The organism is Streptomyces sp. NPDC001410 (assembly GCF_042895235.1).
In the GTDB taxonomy this organism is placed as follows: domain Bacteria; phylum Actinomycetota; class Actinomycetes; order Streptomycetales; family Streptomycetaceae; genus Streptomyces.
Window position 1 is genome coordinate 151749 of record NZ_JBIAWE010000022.1, and the last position, 19280, is coordinate 171028.

Annotated in this window: 19 protein-coding genes; 13 read left to right on the plus strand and 6 right to left on the minus strand. The window is 71.8% G+C overall.

The window, feature by feature from the left end:
* Window positions 1-5 precede the first annotated feature (5 nt).
* The 5 genes from ACFY3C_RS37935 to ACFY3C_RS37955 are packed head-to-tail and all read left to right on the plus strand — an operon-like array spanning window position 6 to window position 5278.
* Entirely contained in the window at window positions 6-1340 is a 1335-nt protein-coding gene (locus ACFY3C_RS37935; RefSeq protein ID WP_390774064.1) for an MFS transporter, read from the plus strand.
* A gap of 47 nt (window positions 1341-1387) precedes the next feature.
* Window positions 1388-2518, plus strand: a complete 1131-nt coding sequence (locus tag ACFY3C_RS37940) for a cupin domain-containing protein (RefSeq protein WP_390774065.1) — start codon at window positions 1388-1390, stop codon at window positions 2516-2518.
* The gene (locus ACFY3C_RS37945) at window positions 2515-3345 is read left to right on the plus strand and encodes a fumarylacetoacetate hydrolase family protein (RefSeq protein ID WP_390774066.1); all 831 of its coding nucleotides are present in this window, start codon (window positions 2515-2517) and stop codon (window positions 3343-3345) included. The genes ACFY3C_RS37940 and ACFY3C_RS37945 overlap by 4 nt, the downstream gene beginning before the upstream one ends.
* On the plus strand, window positions 3342-3977 hold the full coding sequence (locus tag ACFY3C_RS37950; protein WP_390774067.1) for a maleylpyruvate isomerase N-terminal domain-containing protein: 636 nt from the start codon (window positions 3342-3344) through the stop codon (window positions 3975-3977). Before ACFY3C_RS37945 ends, ACFY3C_RS37950 begins: the two co-directional genes overlap by 4 nt.
* 32 nt (window positions 3978-4009) lie before the next feature.
* Window positions 4010-5278 carry an FAD-dependent monooxygenase gene (locus tag ACFY3C_RS37955; protein WP_390774068.1) on the plus strand — a complete coding sequence of 423 codons (1269 nt, stop codon included), beginning with the start codon at window positions 4010-4012 and terminating at the stop codon, window positions 5276-5278.
* Window positions 5279-5369: 91 nt separating this feature from the next.
* Here the strand turns inward: ACFY3C_RS37955 and ACFY3C_RS37960 are convergent, their stop codons facing one another.
* Complete coding sequence (locus ACFY3C_RS37960; RefSeq protein WP_390774069.1) at window positions 5370-6161, minus strand: VOC family protein; 792 nt, start codon at window positions 6159-6161, stop codon at window positions 5370-5372.
* Window positions 6162-6478: 317 nt separating this feature from the next.
* Between ACFY3C_RS37960 and ACFY3C_RS37965 the strand changes: the two genes are divergently transcribed.
* Window positions 6479-7330 carry a sulfurtransferase gene (locus ACFY3C_RS37965; protein WP_386575868.1) on the plus strand — a complete coding sequence of 284 codons (852 nt, stop codon included), beginning with the start codon at window positions 6479-6481 and terminating at the stop codon, window positions 7328-7330.
* 60 nt (window positions 7331-7390) lie between these two features.
* Here the strand turns inward: ACFY3C_RS37965 and sepH are convergent, their stop codons facing one another.
* The 3 genes from sepH to ACFY3C_RS37980 all read right to left on the minus strand — a co-directional run bounded on the left by sepH (window position 7391) and on the right by ACFY3C_RS37980 (window position 11485).
* Window positions 7391-8431, minus strand: coding sequence for a septation protein SepH (gene sepH, locus ACFY3C_RS37970; RefSeq protein ID WP_386575867.1), 1041 nt, complete (start codon window positions 8429-8431; stop codon window positions 7391-7393).
* Between the two features lie 527 nt (window positions 8432-8958).
* Window positions 8959-10287, minus strand: a complete 1329-nt coding sequence (locus ACFY3C_RS37975) for a D-arabinono-1,4-lactone oxidase (RefSeq protein ID WP_390774070.1) — start codon at window positions 10285-10287, stop codon at window positions 8959-8961.
* A complete protein-coding gene (locus ACFY3C_RS37980) occupies window positions 10247-11485 on the minus strand; it encodes an MFS transporter (RefSeq protein ID WP_390774071.1) in 1239 nt (412 codons plus the stop codon). The genes ACFY3C_RS37975 and ACFY3C_RS37980 overlap by 41 nt, the downstream gene beginning before the upstream one ends.
* Window positions 11486-11655: 170 nt before the next feature.
* Between ACFY3C_RS37980 and ACFY3C_RS37985 the strand changes: the two genes are divergently transcribed.
* Window positions 11656-12777, plus strand: a complete 1122-nt coding sequence (locus tag ACFY3C_RS37985; RefSeq protein WP_390774072.1) for a ferrochelatase — start codon at window positions 11656-11658, stop codon at window positions 12775-12777.
* A 239-nt stretch (window positions 12778-13016) separates the two neighbouring features.
* A complete protein-coding gene (locus ACFY3C_RS37990) occupies window positions 13017-13832 on the plus strand; it encodes an inositol monophosphatase family protein (protein ID WP_386575861.1) in 816 nt (271 codons plus the stop codon).
* An 89-nt stretch (window positions 13833-13921) separates the two neighbouring features.
* On the opposite strand, the gene ACFY3C_RS37995 is transcribed toward ACFY3C_RS37990, so the two are convergent.
* A complete protein-coding gene (locus ACFY3C_RS37995; RefSeq protein ID WP_186581674.1) occupies window positions 13922-14095 on the minus strand; it encodes a hypothetical protein in 174 nt (57 codons plus the stop codon).
* 413 nt (window positions 14096-14508) lie between these two features.
* Here ACFY3C_RS37995 and ACFY3C_RS38000 point away from each other — a divergent pair, with 413 nt between their 5' ends.
* The 4 genes from ACFY3C_RS38000 (at window position 14509) to ACFY3C_RS38015 (ending at window position 18061) form a co-directional block, all read left to right on the plus strand.
* Window positions 14509-15162: a response regulator transcription factor gene (locus tag ACFY3C_RS38000; protein WP_003993508.1), complete on the plus strand. Its 654-nt coding sequence runs from the start codon at window positions 14509-14511 to the stop codon at window positions 15160-15162.
* Between the two features lie 6 nt (window positions 15163-15168).
* Window positions 15169-16437, plus strand: a complete 1269-nt coding sequence (locus tag ACFY3C_RS38005) for a sensor histidine kinase (RefSeq protein ID WP_386575860.1) — start codon at window positions 15169-15171, stop codon at window positions 16435-16437.
* A gap of 393 nt (window positions 16438-16830) precedes the next feature.
* Window positions 16831-17127 carry a DUF4193 domain-containing protein gene (locus tag ACFY3C_RS38010; RefSeq protein ID WP_005481602.1) on the plus strand — a complete coding sequence of 99 codons (297 nt, stop codon included), beginning with the start codon at window positions 16831-16833 and terminating at the stop codon, window positions 17125-17127.
* Between the two features lie 13 nt (window positions 17128-17140).
* Window positions 17141-18061 (plus strand): hypothetical protein, encoded by a 921-nt coding sequence (locus ACFY3C_RS38015; protein ID WP_390774073.1) that lies wholly within the window; start codon window positions 17141-17143, stop codon window positions 18059-18061.
* A 16-nt stretch (window positions 18062-18077) separates the two neighbouring features.
* On the opposite strand, the gene ACFY3C_RS38020 is transcribed toward ACFY3C_RS38015, so the two are convergent.
* Window positions 18078-18566: a DUF3093 domain-containing protein gene (locus ACFY3C_RS38020; RefSeq protein WP_390774074.1), complete on the minus strand. Its 489-nt coding sequence runs from the start codon at window positions 18564-18566 to the stop codon at window positions 18078-18080.
* Window positions 18567-18678: 112 nt separating this feature from the next.
* On the opposite strand from ACFY3C_RS38020, the gene ACFY3C_RS38025 reads away from it, so the two are divergent.
* Window positions 18679-19263 (plus strand): PaaI family thioesterase, encoded by a 585-nt coding sequence (locus ACFY3C_RS38025; protein ID WP_386575856.1) that lies wholly within the window; start codon window positions 18679-18681, stop codon window positions 19261-19263.
* Window positions 19264-19280: the final 17 nt, after the last annotated feature.

A 19280-nucleotide genomic window follows, 5' to 3' on the forward strand; every position in this document is an offset into this window, starting at 1 on the left:
TGACCATGACCACACCAACGAGCGGCCCCATCGGAGTGGCCGTGCACTGGCGGCCCGCCGTCCTTGTCATCGGGCTGTGCTGGTTGATCGTCGTCTTCGATGGCTACGACCTCATCGTCTACGGCACGACCATCCCGGCCCTGCTCAAGGAGCCGGGCTGGAATCTCACCCCGGCCGAGGCCGGCAACGTCGGCAGCCTCGCGTTCGCCGGCATGCTCGTCGGCGCCCTGTCGGCCGGCAACCTCGCCGACCGGCTGGGCCGGCGTCGCACGATCCTCGCCTGCGTCACCTGGTTCACGCTCTTCACCGGCCTGTGCGGCGTCGCGCCGAACGCGGAGGTCTTCGGCCTCCTGCGCTTCGTCGCGGGCATCGGCCTCGGCGGCCTGGTGCCGTCCGCGAACGCGCTCGCCGCGGAGTTCGTCCCGGCCCGCTTCCGCTCGGTCGGGGCCACCGTGATGATGTCCGGCGTCCCCATCGGCGGCGCGCTCGCCGCGCTCGTCGGCATCCCCGTCCTGCCGGCGCTCGGCTGGGAGGCGCTCTACCTCTTCGCCTTCGTCGGTTTCGTGCTCGTTGCGGCCCTCGCCCGGTGGCTGCCGGAGTCGGCGGCCTGGCTGCGCAGCAAGGACCGCGCCGACGAGGCCCGGACCGTCGAGGCGCGCTACGGCCTCAGTGTGGCCGAGGACGCCCGTGACGCCGCCCCGGAGTTCCGCCCGGCGCTGAGCAGCCTCCTGCGCCCGCCGTTCCTGCCGGCCACGCTGCTCTTCGGCCTCGCCACGGTCGCGACCCTTTTCGCGTGGTACGGACTGGGGACGTGGTTGCCGAAGCTGACAGCCAGCGAGCCGCGCTTCGACCTCGGCAGCGACCCTCTCACCTATCTGCTCGCCCTCAACCTTGGCGCGGTCGCCGGCTCCGCGGTCACCGCCTGGGCGGCCACCCGGATCGGCCCGCTGCGCAGCGCGGTCATCGGCGCCGCCTGCGCCGCCGTAGGGCTGGCCTCGCTGGTGACCTACCCGTCCTCGATCCTCGTCGTGTACGGCGCGCTGATCCTCGCCGGCGTCGGGACCCACGGCACCCAGTGCCTCATCATCTCCGCCATCGCCGGCCACTACCCGCCGATCCTGCGCGGCACGGCCCTCGGGTTCGCGCTCGGCGCCGGCCGGATCGGCGCCGTGATCGCCCCGACCATGGCCGGCCGGCTGCTCGAAGGCGGCTACGGCGTGAGCTCCAACTTCCTGCTCTTCGCCGGCGCCTCCGCACTGTCCGCCGTACTGCTCGTCGCGACCTACCGCCTCAGCCGTCCCGCCCGCACGGCCGAGCCCCTCGGCGACCTCGTCCACTGATCCCCGAAACACCCCCGAATGACCCCCGAACCGATCAGGACCCCGAGATGACCACCTCGCCCGTCCGTCTCCGCGCGGAGACGGCCCCCGATCAGCCCGACGTGACCCCGGCGCTCAAGGAGCTCTACCGTGCCTTCGAACAGGAGCTCCTGGTCCCCCTGTGGACCGAGATCGGCGACCTGATGCCGGCCCACCCGCGCTCCCGTGCCGTGCCGCACCTGTGGCGCTGGGAAAGCCTGCGCGGCCTGGCCGAGCAGGCCGGCGACCTGGTCCCGGTCGGCCGCGGCGGCGAGCGCCGCGCGATCGCGCTGGCCAACCCGAGCCTCGGCGGCCGGCCCTTCGCCACCCCGACGCTGTGGGCCGCGATCCAGTACCTCATGCCCGGCGAGGACGCCCCCGAGCACCGCCACACCCAGCACGCGTTCCGCTTCGTCGTCGAGGGTTCGGGCGTCTGGACCGTCGTCGGCGGTGACCCGGTCCCGATGAACCGCGGCGACTTCCTGCCCCAGGCCGGCTGGAACTGGCACGCCCATCACAACGCGACCGACCAGCCCATGGCCTGGATCGACGGGCTCGACATCCCGTTCCAGTACGCCACCGAGGCGCAGTTCTTCGAGTTCGGCCGCGACGAGATCAGCGACGCCGAGCGCACCACCCCCGAGCGGTCCCGCTCCGAGCGGCTGTGGGGCCACCCCGGTCTCCGCCCGCTCGGCGCCCCGGCCCCCACCCCCGGCAGCCCGCTGCTGGCGTACAAGTGGGAGTTCACCGACCGTGCCCTCGCCGACCAGCTCGCGCTGGAGAAGGAGGGGTACGCCGGGACGGGGGAGCCCGGCCACGCGGCCGTCCGCTACAGCAACCCGCACACCGGCGGCGACGTACTGCCGACCATCCGCGCGGAGTTCCACCGGATCGCCCGCGGTGCCGAGACGGCGCCGGTGCGCGAGACCGGCTCCAGCGTCTACCAGGTCTTCGACGGCGCCGGCACGGTCACCGTCGGCGACCGCACCTGGTCGGTCACCCGCGGCGACCTCTTCGTGGTGCCGTCCTGGGTGCCCTTCTCCGCCCGCTCCGAGGCCGGGTCGTCCGACTCCGACTCCGGCGCCCTCGACCTCTTCCGCTTCTCCGACGCGCCCGTCTTCGAGGCGCTCCACCTCGACCGTCAGGAGTGCACCCGATGAAGCTCGCCACCCTCCGCACACCCGCCGGTACCCGCGCGGTCCGCCTCGACGGAGACACCCTCGTCGACCTCGGGCATGCCGACCTCGGGGAGCTCTTCGCCCAGGCCGACTGGCAGTCGATCGCCGCCACGGCGACCGGCCCGACGTACGCCGTCGACGGCGCCGATCTCGCCCCCGTCGTGCCGCAGCCGTCGAAGGTCGTCTGCGTCGGCCACAACTACACCAACCACATCAAGGAGATGGGGCGCGAGCTGCCGGCGTACCCGACCCTGTTCCCGAAGTTCGCCGACACCCTCTGTGGCCCGGGCGACGACATCGTCAAGCCCGCCGAGACCGACGCCCTGGACTGGGAGGTCGAGCTGGTCGTCGTCATCGGCAAGCCGGTGCGGCGCGCCACCGAGCAGGAGGCGGCCTGTGCCATCGCAGGCTTCACGGTGATGAACGACGTGTCGGTGCGCGACTGGCAGTTCCGGACCATCGAGTGGACCCAGGGCAAGATCTGGGACTCCTCGACCCCGGTCGGGCCTTACGTCGTCACCCCCGACGAGCTGCCCGGCGGGGTCCGCCCGGCGCTGCGGGTGCGCACCGTCGTCGACGGGCAGGTCATGCAGGAGGACAACACCGGCACGCTGCTCTTCGACCCCGTGCACCTGGTGCGGTACGTCTCCACGGTCGTCCGGCTCAACCCCGGCGACCTGATCGCCACCGGCACCCCCGCCGGGGTCGGCCACGCACGCGACCCGAAGGTCTACCTGCTCGGCGGCGAGACCGTCGTGACCGAGATCGAGGGACTCGGCGCCTGCACCAACAAGGTGGTGAAGGCATGAGCCGTACGGCGCAGGACGCCCGGCGCTGGATGCGGCAGGGCACCGACCTGCTCCTCGGTGCGGCGGCCCGCCTCGACGCGACCGCCCTCGACGAGCCGACCGGCCTGCCGGGCTGGACCCGGCGCCACCTGGTGGCCCACGTGGCAGCCAACGCCGACGCGCTCGGCAACCTCGTGCACTGGGCGGCCACCGGCGAGGAGACCCCCATGTACGCCTCGCCCGAGGAGCGCGCCGCCGGCATCGAGCGCGGCGCCGCCCTGCCGGCCGCCGTGCTGCTCGGCCGGCTGCGCGACTCGGCCACCCGCCTCGAGAACGCGATCGCGGCTCTCACCCCCGGGCAGTGGGACCGCGAGGTCGTCACCGCCCAGGGCCGCACCGTGCCGGCCACCGAGATCCCGTGGCTCCGCGCCCGCGAGGCATACGTGCACGCCGTCGACCTCGACACCGGGGTGGACTTCGTCGACCTGCCGGACGACTTCCTTGCCGCGCTCCGCGACGACATCCGCGCGGGGCGCGGCCTCGCGGAGCTCCCGGCGGAGGTGGCCGGCGCGCCGCTCGCCGACGTCACCGCCTGGCTCGCCGGCCGCCCCCACCCCCTGAGCGCCGCCCCGGACCTCGGCCCGTGGCTGTAGGCATCACACGGAAGGAACGGAAGGAACACCCGATGAACCAGCAGACCCCCGACGTCCTCGTCGTCGGCGGCGGCATCGGCGGCCTCGCGGCCGCGCTGTCGCTGACCCGACAGGGCCTGGCCGTGCGCGTCCTCGAGCAGGCGCCCGCCTTCGGCGAGGTCGGCGCCGGCATCCAGCTCGCCCCCAACTGCAGCCGCATCCTTGACGACTTCGGCCTCCTCGACGAAGCCAAGCGCCTCGGCGTCGTCCCCGACTCGATGGTCATGCGCGACGCCGTGGACGGCACCCAGCTCACCCGCCTCGACCTGCGCGACCTGGAGCGGCGCTACGGCTTCCCCTACCTCGTCATCCACCGCAGCGACCTGCACGGCCTCTTCCTACGTGCCTGTCGGCGCGCAGGCGTCGACCTCGTCACCTCCCAGAAGGCCGTCGGCTACGAGAACACGGCCGACGGCGCCCGGGTGAGCTTCGCCGACGGCCACACCGAGCAGGCCGAGGTCGTCATTGCCGCCGACGGCCTGCACTCGGTGGCGCGCCGACTGCTCTCCGAAGACCGTCCGGTGAGCTCGGCGTACGTCGCCTACCGTGGCACGGTGCCCGAGACCGAGTCGCGCGCCGATGCGGCCGACTTCTCCGAGGTCGTGGTGCACGTCGGCCCCCAGTGCCACTTCGTCCACTACGGCCTGCGCGGCGGCGAACTGCTCAACCAGGTCGCGGTCTTCGAGTCGCCCAAGGCACTCGCGGGCCACGAGGACTGGGGCACCCCCGACGAGCTCGACGAGGCCTTCGCGCAGACCTGCGACTTCGTGCGCGAGGGCCTGCCGTACATGTGGCGGGACAAGTGGTGGCGGATGTACGACCGCGACCCGATCCCCACCTGGGTGACCGGCCGTATCGCGCTGCTGGGCGACTCGGCGCACCCGCCACTGCAGTACATCGCCCAGGGCGCGATCATGGCGATCGAGGACGGATGGGTACTCGGCGAGCACGTTGCCCGCAACCGGGGCGAGGACGGCGCGGTCGACTGGCCGGCGGCGCTCGCGGCGTACGAGGCCGTGCGCACCCGGCACACCCGCCGCGTGACCACGACCTCCCGCGCCTGGGGCGAGCTGTGGCACCTCGACGGCGTCGCACGCGAGCAGCGCAACGTGCTGCTGCGGGCGCGCGACACCTACGACTACTCCTTCGTCGACTGGCTCTACGGCCCGACCGCGCTCTTCCCGGAGGACGAGCCGGCGATGTTCACCCCGATCCCGCTGAGCTCGGCCACCGCCGAGCCCGAGCTGGCGGATGTCCCCTAAAGCCGATCGAGCGGTCGTCCGCTGGGACGGCAGCGGAGCAAAGGCGGCCTCGGGCGGCGAGTAGTGGGAGCGGCAGGGAACGCGGTCCGGCTCAGCGCGGGCCCTGGACCACCGAGAAGACCGCTCCCTCCGGATCCGCCACCGTGGCGACCCGCCCGTGCTCGCTGTCATGGGCCGGCCTGAGCACCCGGCCGCCCAGCTCGGCGACCTGCCGCAGCGTCGCGTCGGCGTCCGCGACCTCGAAGTACGTCAGCCAGTGTGGTCCCCGGTCCCGGGGCAGTCCGTGGCCGACGCCGTGGATGCCGGCCACCGGACGCCCCCCGATGCGCAGGGTCAGGTAGTCGAAGCCGGCCGACAACACCGGCTCCTCCTCGTACCCGAACACCACCTCGTAGAACTTGCTGACGCTCTCCGTCTCGAAGGTGAGCAGCTCGTTCCAGGCGGGGGTACCGGGGACGTCGCTGAGCGACGTGCCGAAGTGGGCGGCCGCCTGCCAGATCCCGAACACCGCGCCGGTGGGGTCGGCCGCGATGGCCATCCGCCCGGCCTCGGCCGCGTCCAGCGGTCCGACGGCCACGGTGCCGCCGCACAGCCGCACCTGGTCGGCCGTCTGGTCCACGTCGTCCGAGGCGAGGTAGGGAGTCCAGGCGACCGGCAGCCGGCGGTCCGGCGGCAGCTGGCCGATGCCCGCCACCTCGTGCCCGTCCAGCAACGCCCGCACGTAGGGGCCGAGCTGCTGCGGGCCCGGCCGGAACTCCCAGCCGAACAGCTCCCCGTAGAACTCCTCGGTCGTGGCCAGCCCGTGCACCATCAGGCTCACCCAGCAGGGCGTACCCGGCGTGCGCCGCGCGTGCGGACCGGCCGACTCCCGTGCCTCGGTCATCGATCACTCTCTCCCCGGCCCCTCGCGGTGGCCGTGTCGCTTCCGCTCCCCGGAAGGGGTGTGCCGCTGGCGCGTGCACGCCCGTGCCGGTACCCGCATCCTCCGGCGTGCCGCACACCGTGCGCCGACGCCCGGGCGGTACCCCTGGGAGGATGTCCGATCTGCCGCCTTGGGACGCTTCCTGACGGTGGCCGACGGGTGTCCGTCAGCTGTACAGCGTGTGCCCGATCCCGTACGCCTCGTGATCGAGCCTGCCCGGCGGAGCAGAGTAGCCGGACCTGGACGCCTCGGCCACCCCTGACGTAAGGATGGACCCCATGACAGCCATCATCACCGCAACCGAACTCGCCGCCGGCCTGGCCGGGGGGCGCCCGCCCGTCCTGCTGGACGTCCGCTGGCAGCTGACCATGGCCAAGGCGGCGGGCGCCCCCGCGTTCGACGGCCGGGCCGAGTACACGGCCGGGCACCTCCCCGGCGCGGTCTTCGTCGACCTGGACCGGGAACTGGCCTCGGCCCCCGGCGAGCACGGTCGCCATCCGCTGCCCGACCTCGAGGAGTTCGGCGCGGCCATGCGCCGCGCCGGCGTGTCGGCCGGCCGTCCGGTCGTCGTCTACGACGGCGGACAGGGCTGGGCAGCGGCGCGCGCGTGGTGGCTGCTGCGCTGGACGGGCCACCCGGACGTGCGGGTTCTCGACGGCGGGTTGCCGGCCTGGCAGGGGCAGCTGTCGACGGACGTGCCCGACCCGGCGGAGGGTGACTTCGAACCGGCGCCCGACGCGGCCGGGTTGCTCGACGCGGACGGGGCCGCCGCCCTGGCCCGCTCGGGCGTGTTGCTCGACGCGCGCGCGGGGGAGCGGTACCGCGGCGAGGTGGAGCCGATCGACCGGGTCGGCGGGCACATCCCGGGCGCGGTGTCGGCGCCGACGAACGAGAACGTGGGCCCGGACGGCCGTTTCCTGCCCGCGGCGGACCTGCGGGACCGCTTCAAGGCCCTGGGCGTGTCCCAGGAGGCGCCGGTGGGCGTCTACTGCGGCTCGGGCGTCTCGGGCGCGCACGAGGTGCTGGCCCTCGCGGTCGCTGACATTCCGGCGGCGCTGTACGTCGGCTCCTGGTCGGAGTGGTCCTCGGACCCGTCCCGTCCGGTCGCGGTGGGGCCGGACCCGCAGTAGGCGACGGAAAAAGTGGGGGCACGCACGCGTGCCCCCACTTCATACGGCCGTACGGCCGGTTTACTCCTGTTTCTTGCGCCGGGTCCCGAACACGATCTCGTCCCAGCTCGGTACCGCGGCGCGGCGGCCGGGGCGGACGCCGTCGGCCTCGGCCTGGCGGTCGGTGGCGCCGATGAGCCGGTCTCGGTGGCTGCCCACCGAGCGGGGCATGAGGACGTCCGCGTAGGCGGAGCCGGCCGAGGCGGCGGGCGCCGGGGGTTCCTCGGTCACGGGTTCCTCGGCGGGCTCCTCCGGGGACTCCGTGGGCCGTTCCGGGACCACCAGGTCGCCCCGGAAGCTCGGCACCGCCTCCAACAGGCTGGTGAGCGAGTCGCGTTCGCCCGTGCTCTCCTCGGCGGGTTCGGACGACTGGGCGGGCAGGCTCGGCCGCTCCCGGTCGCCCCGGTCGAGGGCACGGTCCATCGAACGCTCGCGCGGCAGCCTGGCGATGCGCGGGACGAACGGGAAGCTCGGCTCCGGTACGGCGAGGTCGTCGGACTCGCCGATCAGCGAGCGCGCCTCGTCGTCCACGGCCTGGACGAGCCGCCTGGGCGGGTCGTAGGTCCAGCTCGCCGAGTGCGGTTCGCCCGCGACCCGGTAGACGAGGAGGACCTCCCAGGTGCCGTCGTCGCGGCGCCAGGAGTCCCACTGCACGGTGTCCTTCTCGGCACCGCGCAGCAGCAGCCGCTCCTGGACGGCCTCGCCGAGCAGCGGGCCGGAGTTCTCGCCGGGGCGGCGGACCGGGGTCTTGCGGGCCCGCTCGGCCATGAAGGCGCGCTCGGCCAGTACCGGACCCTCGAAGCGCCGCACCCGGTCGACGGGAATGCCGGCGAGCTGCGCCACCTCTTCCGCGGTGGCACCCGCACGTATACGGGCCTGGATGTCGCGGGGGCGGAGATGGCTCTCCACCTCGATCTCGATCTGACCGAGGCGTGGCCGGTCGCCGCGCACGGCGGCGCGCAGCCGTTCGTCGATCGGAAGCGTGTACTCCGTAGAGTCGGCAGCCTTGAGCACCAGCCGTGTGCCGTCATTCGAGACGGCCACGACACGCAGTTCGGGCATGGGGACCTCCCGGGTGGTGCCTGCCGACGTCACGTGCGTCGCTGCTTCCGCTAGTCGAGTGTGGCCTGCCCGGGTGCAGCCTGCCACAACCTTGCCGAGTTGCCCGGCGTGTCGGGCACGGGCCCTGGGTCGCCGTTATGGCACGGTTACCTATTCGCAACGCTAAGTGACGAACTCCATCACCCTGTGCAACAAGCCCCCTCCCGGCGGTTCCTGCAAGGCCGCGGACACCCTGGTGGGAGACCGGACCCAGGGCTCGCAACAGTACTCCATTTGGACCACGTGCGTGGATTGGCGCGCCGCCCAACTTCTCGTAAGGGCTGCGACTTGGCCGTACGCAACCCGTTTTGCCGATCATGAACGTGGCGAACTTCACGCAATCCCCAGAAACGGAACGAATGGTTTCGTCCGTACTCCCCGAAGTCCGGTGAGCGCACGGCCCCTTCGGCCCCTTCGATCCACTCGTCCTATTCGGACGTGCCGTCGACGGGTGTCGATGGCGGCGGCGCTGCGACCCACGGCGACGCCTACGCCCCCAGAACCCTCCGCAAGTAGTCGTTCTGGAACAGCCGTTCCGGGTCGAGCCGGTCCCGCAACGCGGTGAACTCGCCGAAGCGCGGGTACACCTCGGCGAAGTACTCCGCGTCCCGCGTGTGCACCTTGCCCCAGTGCGGCCGGCCCTCGTGCGCCGTGAAGATGCGCTCGGCGGCGGTGAAGTAGGCCTGGTACGGCGTGCCCCGGAACATGTGGACGGCGATGTACGCGCTGTCCCGGCCGGAGGCAGTGGACAGGGTGATGTCGTCGGCCGGGGCGGTGCGCACCTCGACCGGGAAGCTGACGCGCAGACCGGAGCGGTCGACCATGGCCTTCAGTTCGCGCAGCGTGTCGGTCAGGGCCGCGCGCGGGACGGCGTACTCCATCTCCACGAAGCGCACGCGGCGCGGAGAGGTGAAGACCTTGTAGGGGATGTCGGTGTACGTCCGCGCGGACAGCGCCTTGCTGGAGATCCGCGCGATCGCAGGAATGGTCGCGGGGGCGGCGCGGCCGGCCCACTGGGCCACCTGGAAGACGCCGTTGGAGAGGAACTCGTCCTCGAACCACCCGGCCAGCTGCCCCACGGGCTGCTCGGGGCCCGCGCTGCGGTTGTTCCGCTTGGTGTTGGTGTTGCCGGTGTGCGGGAACCAGTAGAACTCGAAGTGCTCGTTCTCGGCCCACAGTTGGTCGAACTCGGCCAGCACCTGCTCGAAGGGCATCGGCTCCTCGCGCGCGGTGAGCAGGAAGAGCGGCTCCACGGCGAAGGTGATCGCGGTGACGATGCCGAGCGCGCCGAGACCTATCCGGGCGGCCGCGAAAACCGCGCGTTCTTCTTCGGTCCCCTTCTCCGAGCAACTGAGCACCGACCCGTCCGCAGTGACGAGTTCGAGCGCCTTGATCTGGGCGGCGATGGAGGCCGACTCGCGGCCCGTGCCGTGGGTGCCGGTGCTGGTGGCTCCGGAGACGGTCTGCTCCATGATGTCGCCCATGTTGGTGAGCGACAGGCCCTCGCGCGCCAGGACCGCGTTGAGTCTCTTGAGCGGGGTGCCCGCCTCGACCGTGACGGTCATGGCGTCCCGGTCAATGTTGCGAATGCCGGTCAACAGCTGAGGGCGGATCAACACACCGTCGGTGGCGGCGATGGACGTGAAGGAGTGCCCGGTGCCGACGGCCTTCACCTTCAGGCCGTCCTCGGCCGCCCTGCGCACGGCCGCGGCCAGTTCCTCCACCGAGGCCGGCTCGACCTGCCGGGCGGGGCGGGCGGCGACATTGCCACCCCAGTTACGCCAGGTGCCGTTCTTCGCGCTCGCTGTGGTGCTCAACGGTGCCTCCCCGACCCGCGGCCGGCCTGCGAAGCCGGCGGTACCCGAGGAAACCGACCGCGACCGCGACGGCTCCGGACACGACCGGAACCCCGTACCCGGCACGCGCGCCGGCTGCGTCGATCACCCAGCCGGCCACGGAGGAGCCGAGCGCGACACCGACCGCGAGGCCGGTGCTCACCCAGGTCATGCCCTCGGTCAGCTTCGCGCGAGGTACGTGCTCTTCGATGAGGGACATCGTCGTGATCATCGTCGGTGCGATGGACAGCCCCGCAACGAACAGCGCCACGGCCAGAAGCGGCAAGTTTCCGACCAGTAGGAGGGGGATCATACTCACGGCCATCGCCCCCACGCCCAGCAACCAGCGACGTTCCGGGACTCCCGAGAGGCGCAGCAGCCCGAAGACGGCACCCGCGACACAGGAACCGGCCGCGTACAGCGCCAGCACCACGCTCGCGGCCGCCTTGTGGCCGTGCTCGTCGGCGAAGGCGACGGTGACCACGTCGACCGCCCCGAAGATCGTCCCCGTGGCCACGAAGGTCGCCACCAGGACCTGGAGCCCGGCCGAGCGCAGCGCGCTGCCGCCGTCGTGCCGCTCGCGCGGGTGCGGCTCCGGCTCGGTGGCGCGCTGGGCGGTCAGCCAGAAGACGCCGACGGCCAGGAAGCAGCCCGCCAGCAGGGGGCCCGCCTCCGGGAACCAGGCCGTGGACAGGCCGATGGAGATGATCGGCCCGAAGATGAAGCACACCTCGTCCACCACCGACTCGAACGAGTAGGCGGTGTGCAGCTTCGGCGTGCCCCGGTACAGGGCCGCCCAGCGGGCCCGGATCATCGCGCCCAGGCTCGGCACCGTGCCGATGCCGGCCGCGCAGACGAACAGCACCCAGTCCGGCCACCCGAGATGCGCGGTGAGCAGCAGCCCGGCGGCCGCCAGGAGCGCCATCAGGGTCGCGGGGCGCAGTACCCGGCGCTGGCCGTGCCGGTCCACCAGCCGGGATATCTGCGGCCCGACCGCGGCGGCGGACAGGGCGATGGTGGCCGACAGCGCGCCCGCGAGGCCGTAGCGCCCGGTGAGCTGGGAGACCATCGTGACCACGCCGATGCCCATCATCGACAGGGGCATCCGGCCGACGAAGCCGGCGGCGGAGAAGCTCTTGGTGCCGGGCTCGGCGAACAGGGCGCGGTAGGGGCTGGGCACGTGGTCTCCGGGGCATCGGTAAGGCGCTAATGCGGCTGATACAGCTTACGAGTTAGGTGACCCTAATTGCACCAGGGATGACGGCCGGAAATACCGGACTAAACCGGCTTGAACTCGACTCTTCACCCCGCTGTTGCCCGGCCGTCAGAGCCGGGTGGCAGGATCGACCCATGCCAGACGCGCTCGATGCCACCCCGTACGACGCCCTGCTCCTGCTCTCGTTCGGCGGCCCCGAAGGCCCCGACGACGTGGTCCCGTTCCTGGAGAACGTCACGCGTGGGCGTGGCATCCCCAAGGAACGGCTCAAGGAAGTCGGGCAGCACTACTTCCTGTTCGGCGGGGTCAGCCCGATCAACGACCAGAACCGCGCCCTGCTGGACGCCCTGCACAAGGACTTCGCCGAGCACGGCCTGGACCTGCCGGTCTACTGGGGCAACCGCAACTGGGCGCCGTACCTGACGGACACCCTGCGCGAGATGGTCGCCGACGGCCGGCGCCGCATCCTGGTGCTCGCCACCAGCGCCTACGCCTCCTACTCGGGCTGCCGCCAGTACCGCGAGAACCTCGCCGACGCGCTGGCCACCCTGCAGGCCGAGGGCCTCGACCTGCCGAAGATCGACAAGCTGCGGCACTACTTCAACCACCCCGGCTTCGTCGAGCCCATGGTCGACGGCGTGCTGCGCTCCCTGGCCGACCTCCCCGAGGACGTCCGCGACCGCGCCCACATCGCCTTCAGCACCCACTCCATCCCGATCTCCGCTGCCGACACCTCCGGCCCGGTCGAGGCCCACGGCGAGGGCGGCGCGTACGTCGAGCAGCACCTGGACGTGGCCCAGCTGATCGCCGACGCGGTCCGTGAGCGCACCGGCGTCGACCACCCCTGGCGGCTCGTCTACCAGTCCCGCTCCGGCGCCCCGCACATCCCCTGGCTGGAGCCGGACATCTGCGACCACCTCGAGGAGCGGCACGCCGCCGGCGCCCCGGCCGTCGTCATGGCGCCCATCGGCTTCGTCTCGGACCACATGGAGGTCCTCTACGACCTCGACACCGAGGCCACGGCCAAGGCCGGGGAACTGGGCCTGCCGGTGCGCCGCTCGGCCACCGTGGGCGCCGACCCGCGGTTCGCCGCGGCGGTCCGCGAGCTGATCCTGGAGCGGGCCGCCGTGGAGCGCGGGCAGGAGGTCACGCCGTGCGCCCTGGGCGCGCTCGGCGCGAGCCACAACCTCTGCCCGGTCGGCTGCTGCCCGGGCCGTGCCCCCCATCCGGCCGTCGCGGGCGCCGACAGCCCTTAGGGGGTGTCGTCTGGATCATGTCGGCGACGCGGGGCCTGGCACGGGCATCTGCCGCGTTGTCGTCGGTTGCCGACTCCCCCAGGTTCTCGACTGCGCTCGAACAGGGGGGACCCCCATCGCGTCGACGCCCTCCTCCGCCTTGCAGCTGCACGCACCAGACCCCGCTCAGGCGGCCACCAACGCACCGTCGCTGTCCGCCGAACTGATCCAGAAGACACCCCCTACGCGTGAGGAGACCCGTGACCGACGCCCTGCACAGGGAACTGCTCGACCTGGCCCAGGAGGCCGCCCGCCGCGCCGGCGAGCTGCTGCGGGACGGCCGTCCCGCCGACCTGGCGGTGGCCAGGACCAAGTCGAGCCCGATCGACGTCGTGACCGAGATGGACATCGCGGCGGAGAAGCTGATCACCGGCCTGATCTCCGACCGCCGCCCGGCCGACGGCTTCCTCGGCGAGGAGGGCGCCGACACCGAGGGCACGAGCGGCGTCCGCTGGGTGATCGACCCGCTCGACGGCACCGTGAACTACCTGTACGGCCTGCCGACCTGGGCCGTGTCCATCGCGGCCGAGCTGGACGGCGAGACCGTCGTCGGGGTCGTCGCGGCACCGATGCGCGGCGAGACGTACCACGCGGTGCGCGGCGGCGGTGCCTGGGCCACGGGTGCGTGGGAGGGCGAGCGGGCGCTGTCCTGCCGCCCCGCGCCCCCGCTGGACCAGGCGCTGGTCTCCACGGGCTTCAACTACGTCGCCGAGGTCCGCGCCCACCAGGCCGAGGTGGCCGGCCGGCTGATCCCGCTGCTGCGGGACATCCGGCGCAGCGGATCGGCCGCGGTCGACCTGTGCGACGTGGCCTGCGGCCGCCTGGACGGGTACTACGAGCGGGGACTCAACGCCTGGGACTTCGCCGCCGGGGATCTGATCGCGCGGGAGGCCGGCGCGCTGACCGGTGGACGGGCCGGAGAACGCCCCTCACGTGATCTGACGGTCGCGGGTACACCGGGCGTCTTCGAGCCCCTTCAGCGCCTGCTGGAGGACTTCGGGGCCTGGCACGACTGACCGGGCCGATGCCTGCGCAGGACGCGAGAACGACGGAACCCCCCGGCGCTGGATTCGCCGGGGGGTTCCGCTGTTGTGCTGCGGGCCGATCAGACGCGTGACGCGCCGACTTCCACACCGTGTTCGGCGGCGAGGCGGCGCAGGTCGTCGAGCTCGGCCTGCTCCACTTCGGCGAGGAAGTCGTCGCCCTCGTCACGAGCCCGCGACAGGTCGGACTCGGTCGCCCTTATGCGCTGCAGAAGTCCTGCGGTGAATGCGTCCATGCTGCGCCCCCTCGTCCTGGGTCGTGGGTCGGTGGCACGGGGGTGTGCCGTTCGGAAGGGGCGATCACGTCTCTCGCGGGTGCCCAGCGCTGCCCTGCCGGGCGGCCACGGTGCCGGACACCCACGCCCGCTCTGCGGAAGCGGATGGTGATGTACCGCATGGTGTTGCGGCACATGCAGAGCGTGATCGCGGGGTGTAAAGCCGTCCTCCCCCCACGTCCTTCCGTGGAAACCTCAACCGCCAGAGAAAATCCCGCATTCCCGCCCCGGGAGCCGCATCCCTGCGGTCCGGACCCCGCCTTACAGCCGACTTATGGCCGAAAAGGGCAGGATGGAGGTCACATCCCACGGACACCCCTGCCCGCGTGCGCTCACTGAGTGCTACGCGGGTGGACACAGGAAGGACAAGCGACGTGCGCGTACTCGTCGTCGAGGACGAGCAACTGCTCGCCGATGCGGTGGCCACCGGACTGCGCCGGGAGGCCATGGCCGTCGACGTCGTGTACGACGGTGCGGCCGCCCTGGAGCGCATCGGCGTCAACGACTACGACGTGGTCGTCCTCGACCGCGACCTCCCGCTCGTGCACGGCGACGACGTCTGCCGCAAGATCGTGGAGCTGGGCATGCCCACGCGCGTGCTCATGCTCACGGCGTCCGGCGACGTCAGCGACCGTGTCGAGGGCCTGGAGATCGGCGCCGACGACTATCTCCCCAAGCCGTTCGCGTTCAGTGAGCTGATCGCGCGCGTGCGCGCCCTCGGACGCCGTACGAGCGTGCCTCTGCCCCCGGTTCTGGAGCGCGCCGGCATCAAGCTCGACCCCAACCGCCGCGAGGTCTTCCGCGACGGCAAGGAGGTCCAGCTCGCACCCAAGGAGTTCGCGGTCCTGGAGGTGCTGATGCGCAGCGAGGGCGCGGTCGTCTCGGCCGAGCAGCTGCTGGAGAAGGCCTGGGACGAGAACACCGACCCGTTCACCAACGTGGTCCGTGTCACGGTCATGACGCTGCGCCGCAAGCTCGGCGAGCCGCCCGTGATCGTCACCGTGCCCGGCTCCGGCTACCGGATCTGATCCGCCGTGGCCACGACACCCGCGCCCGCCCAGGCGCCCCCGAAACCCACCTGGGACCCCCGGCGGCCGCAGCCCCCCTTCCCGTGGCTGCGCCCGACCATCCGGATACGGCTCACGCTGCTGTACGGCGGCATGTTCCTGATCGCCGGCATCCTGCTGCTGTCGATCATCTACCTGCTGGCCGCGCAGGCGATCACCACGGGCAACATGCCGCCGTTCAGGATCGTCAGCTTCTCCCAGGGCTCCAAGCTGCAGATCACCAGCGACTACTGCCCCGCGATCAACATGGCCGGGAACACGTCCGGTCTGTCGCTCCAGGACTTCAACGACGCGATCAGCCACTGTGTCGACCTGCGGCGCCAGTCGGCCCTGGACGACCTGCTCAGCCGCTCGCTGCTGGCCCTGCTGGGCCTCGCCGTGATCGCCTTCGCGTTCGGCTACGCGATGGCGGGCCGCGTGCTGTCCCCGCTCGGCCGGATCACCCGCACCGCCCGTCAGGTGGCCGGATCCGATCTGTCCCGCCGGATCGAGCTGGACGGCCCGGACGACGAGCTGAAGGAGCTGGCGGACACCTTCGACGACATGCTGGAGCGGCTGGAGCGCGCCTTCACGGCCCAGCAGCGCTTCGTCGGCAACGCCTCCCACGAGCTGCGCACACCGCTCGCGATCAACCGGACGCTCCTGGAAGTGCACCTGTCCGACCCGAACGCCCCCGTGGAGCTGCAGCAGCTCGGCAGGACGCTGCTGGCCACCAACGAGCGCAGCGAGCAGCTGGTGGAGGGCTTGCTGCTGCTCGCCCGCAGCGACAACCAGATCGTCGAGCGCAAGCCGGTCGACCTGGCCGAGGTGGCCGGCCAGGCCGTCGACCAGGTGCACGCCGAGGCGGAGGCCAAGGGCATCGAGATCCGCGGTGAGCGCAAACCCGCCGTGGTGCAGGGCAACGGCGTGCTGCTGGAGCGGATCGCGCTGAACCTCGTACAGAACGCCGTGCGCTACAACGTGGCCAAGAACGGCTGGGTGGAGGTCACCACGGAGGTGGAGCACGGGCAGGCGGTGCTCACCGTGTCGAACACCGGGCCGGTCGTGCCGGCGTACGAGATCGACAACCTCTTCGAGCCCTTCAGACGGCTCCGTACGGAGCGCACGGGCAGCGACAAGGGTGTGGGCCTCGGCCTGTCCATCGTCCGGTCCGTGGCCCGCGCGCACGGCGGCCACATCGCGGCGCAGCCCCGCGAGGGCGGCGGCCTGGTGATGCGCGTCACCCTGCCGCTGTGACACAGATCCGACACACGCGGAGGATGTTCGCTTTGCGCGGAATTTTCTGGGCACCTGATCAGGTTGACCCTGTGTGATCGATCACATGGGCGGATTTCCGGCCATGTACGCTCCGTGATCATGACAGGAGTCGTAAAGCCGGGAAAATCCTGGTTTTCAGGGCTCTTGATCACGGGAAGTACACGGTGAGGCGCCTTTGAGGTGCGGCATTCGAACCGTGTACGGTCCTCACCGCCATCCAAGCCGATCACTCTTGAGGTGTCGGGTTGGGTGTCGATTGAGTAACAGACCTTGATGTGAGGCAAAATCTCCGCCTCAGGTCGGGCACAAGTCCGGCCTCTCACGCGTTACGTGCGCTGGAGACACCGCAGACACCCAGAGGGGGAGAGCGACATGGCAACCGATTACGACACTCCACGCAAGACCGACGACGACGTCGACTCGGACAGTCTCGAAGAGCTGAAGGCCCGCAGGAACGACAAGTCCACCTCCGCAGTGGACGTCGACGAGTTCGAGGCCGCAGAGGGCCTCGAGCTGCCGGGCGCCGACCTCTCGAACGAGGAGCTGGCCGTCCGTGTGCTGCCCAAGCAGCAGGACGAGTTCACGTGCATGAGCTGCTTCCTGGTGCACCACCGCAGCCAGCTGGCCCGGGAGAAGAACGGTCAGCCGATCTGCCGCGACTGCGACTGAGGACGGGTCGGCCGTGACTGGCTCGACCCCTCCACGGAAGCGCCGCTTCCCTCTGCCGGGAGCGGACAAGGGGCCGTACGACGGCCTGCAGGGCGCGCGTGACGACGAGCGGGGCTCACCCGGTGTGGGAGCCTCGCTCGAACCGGCGTCGGGCCCAGAAGGCCTGCCGGCGCCGGCGCGGCGGCCCGCGCCTGTCGCCAGGCGACGGGCCGCGGTGATCGGTGACAGGGCCCGGGCTCTGGCCCGGGAAGGCGTCCGTATGGGCGGCAGCCGCGCGCGGGCGGGGCTGGCGTACATCACGGACCGGATCATCGAGATCGCCCCGCGTGTCCCCGTACGCGACCTCGCGACGCTGCGCAGGCAGTTCCCGGGCCTCGGGCCCGAGGAGATCGCCGACAAACTCGTGGCGGGCGCGGCCGGCGCGACGTCCACGGTCGGGGCCGGGATCGGGGCTGCGGCGATGCTGCCGGTGCCGCCGGCCATGCCGACCGAGCTGGCCGCGGAGATCACCGGGGTCGCGGCGATCGAGCTGAAGCTGATCGCCGAGCTGTACGAGGTGTACGGCGTGCGGCCGCCGGGGAACCTGATGGCCCGCAGTACCGCGTATCTGTCCTCCTGGTCGGGGGAGCGCGGGATCGACGTGATGAAGCCGTCGACGATCAACACGGCCCTCGGGGGCCAGATGAAACGCGAGCTGCGTCAGCAGATCATGAAGCGGATGGTCCGGGACCTGCCCAACCTCATGCCGTTCATGGTGGGCGCGGCGGTGGGCGCGGTCATGAACCGCCGGGACACCAGAAAGCTCGCCGGGCGGGTCCGGACGGACCTGCGGAAGATCCAGGTGTCCTGGGACGCGCTGCCCGAGCTGCCGCCGCTGGAGAAGCCCGCCAAGCCCCTGAACCTGGACGAGCCACCCGAGGACTGGGGGGACTGACGTCCCCCGCACCCGGTTAAGCCTGCTGGTCCTTCGCCTGGTCGCTCGCCTGCTGCTTGGCCGCCTCGATGGCCGCCGCCAGCCGCTCCGGCTCGCGCGTCGACAGGTACAGGTACGGCGTCGGGTCCTGCGGGTCCGTGACCTCCACGCGCAGGGCCCTCGGGATGTAGGCGCGCAGCAGCAGGAACGCGCGGGTGTCGGCCTTGTACGTGCGCCAGGCGCGGGCCTCCTCCGGGTCCAGGATCTCCGAGTCGCCGAGCGCCGACACCGGGATCTTCGCCTCGCCCGCTATCAGGGCGTCACCCACGACACGGATGCGCAGGGAGCCGTAGGCGCTGGCCACCACCGCGGCCGCGGCCGTGCCGCCGACCAGGCCGCCGAGCAGCGGCAGGGTGCCGAACGGGAGCAGGATCAGGGCGAACGAGACGCCCACGAGGAAGCTGATCAGCCACCACGAGCGGGGGGCGGTGAGGCGTTCTTCGTAGGGGGTGGCGGAGAGCTGCATGGGGCCAAGCTTGGCACGGTGTCCGGTTATTGCCAGAGTCGGGGCAGCCAGCGCGAAGCGCTGTCGGGTAGGGCGGTGGTGGGTGACGGGCGGGCGGGTAAGGTCTGCGCCTGTGAGTGGTAGTTCCGCAGCTCTTCAGCCCCCCGCCGACGCCGTGCAACCGGTACGGCACCCCGATGCTCCCGCACCCGGGGAGCTTCTCGGTGCCCACTACGAACACTGTTTCGGCTGTGGTCCCGCACAGTCGCACGGCCTGCACCTGGAGGCGCGTGCCGGTGAGGGTGTCTCGCTGACCGCCGAGTTCACCGTCCAGCCGGCTCACCAGGGCGCCCCGGGCCTCGCCCACGGCGGAGTGCTGGCCAGCGCCCTGGACGAGACCCTCGGCTCGCTGAACTGGCTGCTGCGGACCATCGCCGTCACCGGCCGGCTGGAGACCGACTTCGTGCGGCCGGTCCCGGTGGACACCACGCTGTACCTGGAGGCGGAGGTCACCGCCGTGGCCGGGCGGAAGATCTACTCCACCGCCACCGGCCGGATCGGCCGCCCCGACGGGCCCGTCGCCGTCCGTGCGGACGCCCTTTTCATCGAGGTGAAGGTCGACCACTTCATCGACCACGGACGCGAGGAGGAGATCCAGGCCGCCATGAGCGACCCGGACCAGATCCGCCGCGCCCGCGCCTTCGAGGTGAACCCGTGAGCTTCGAGTACTCCCTC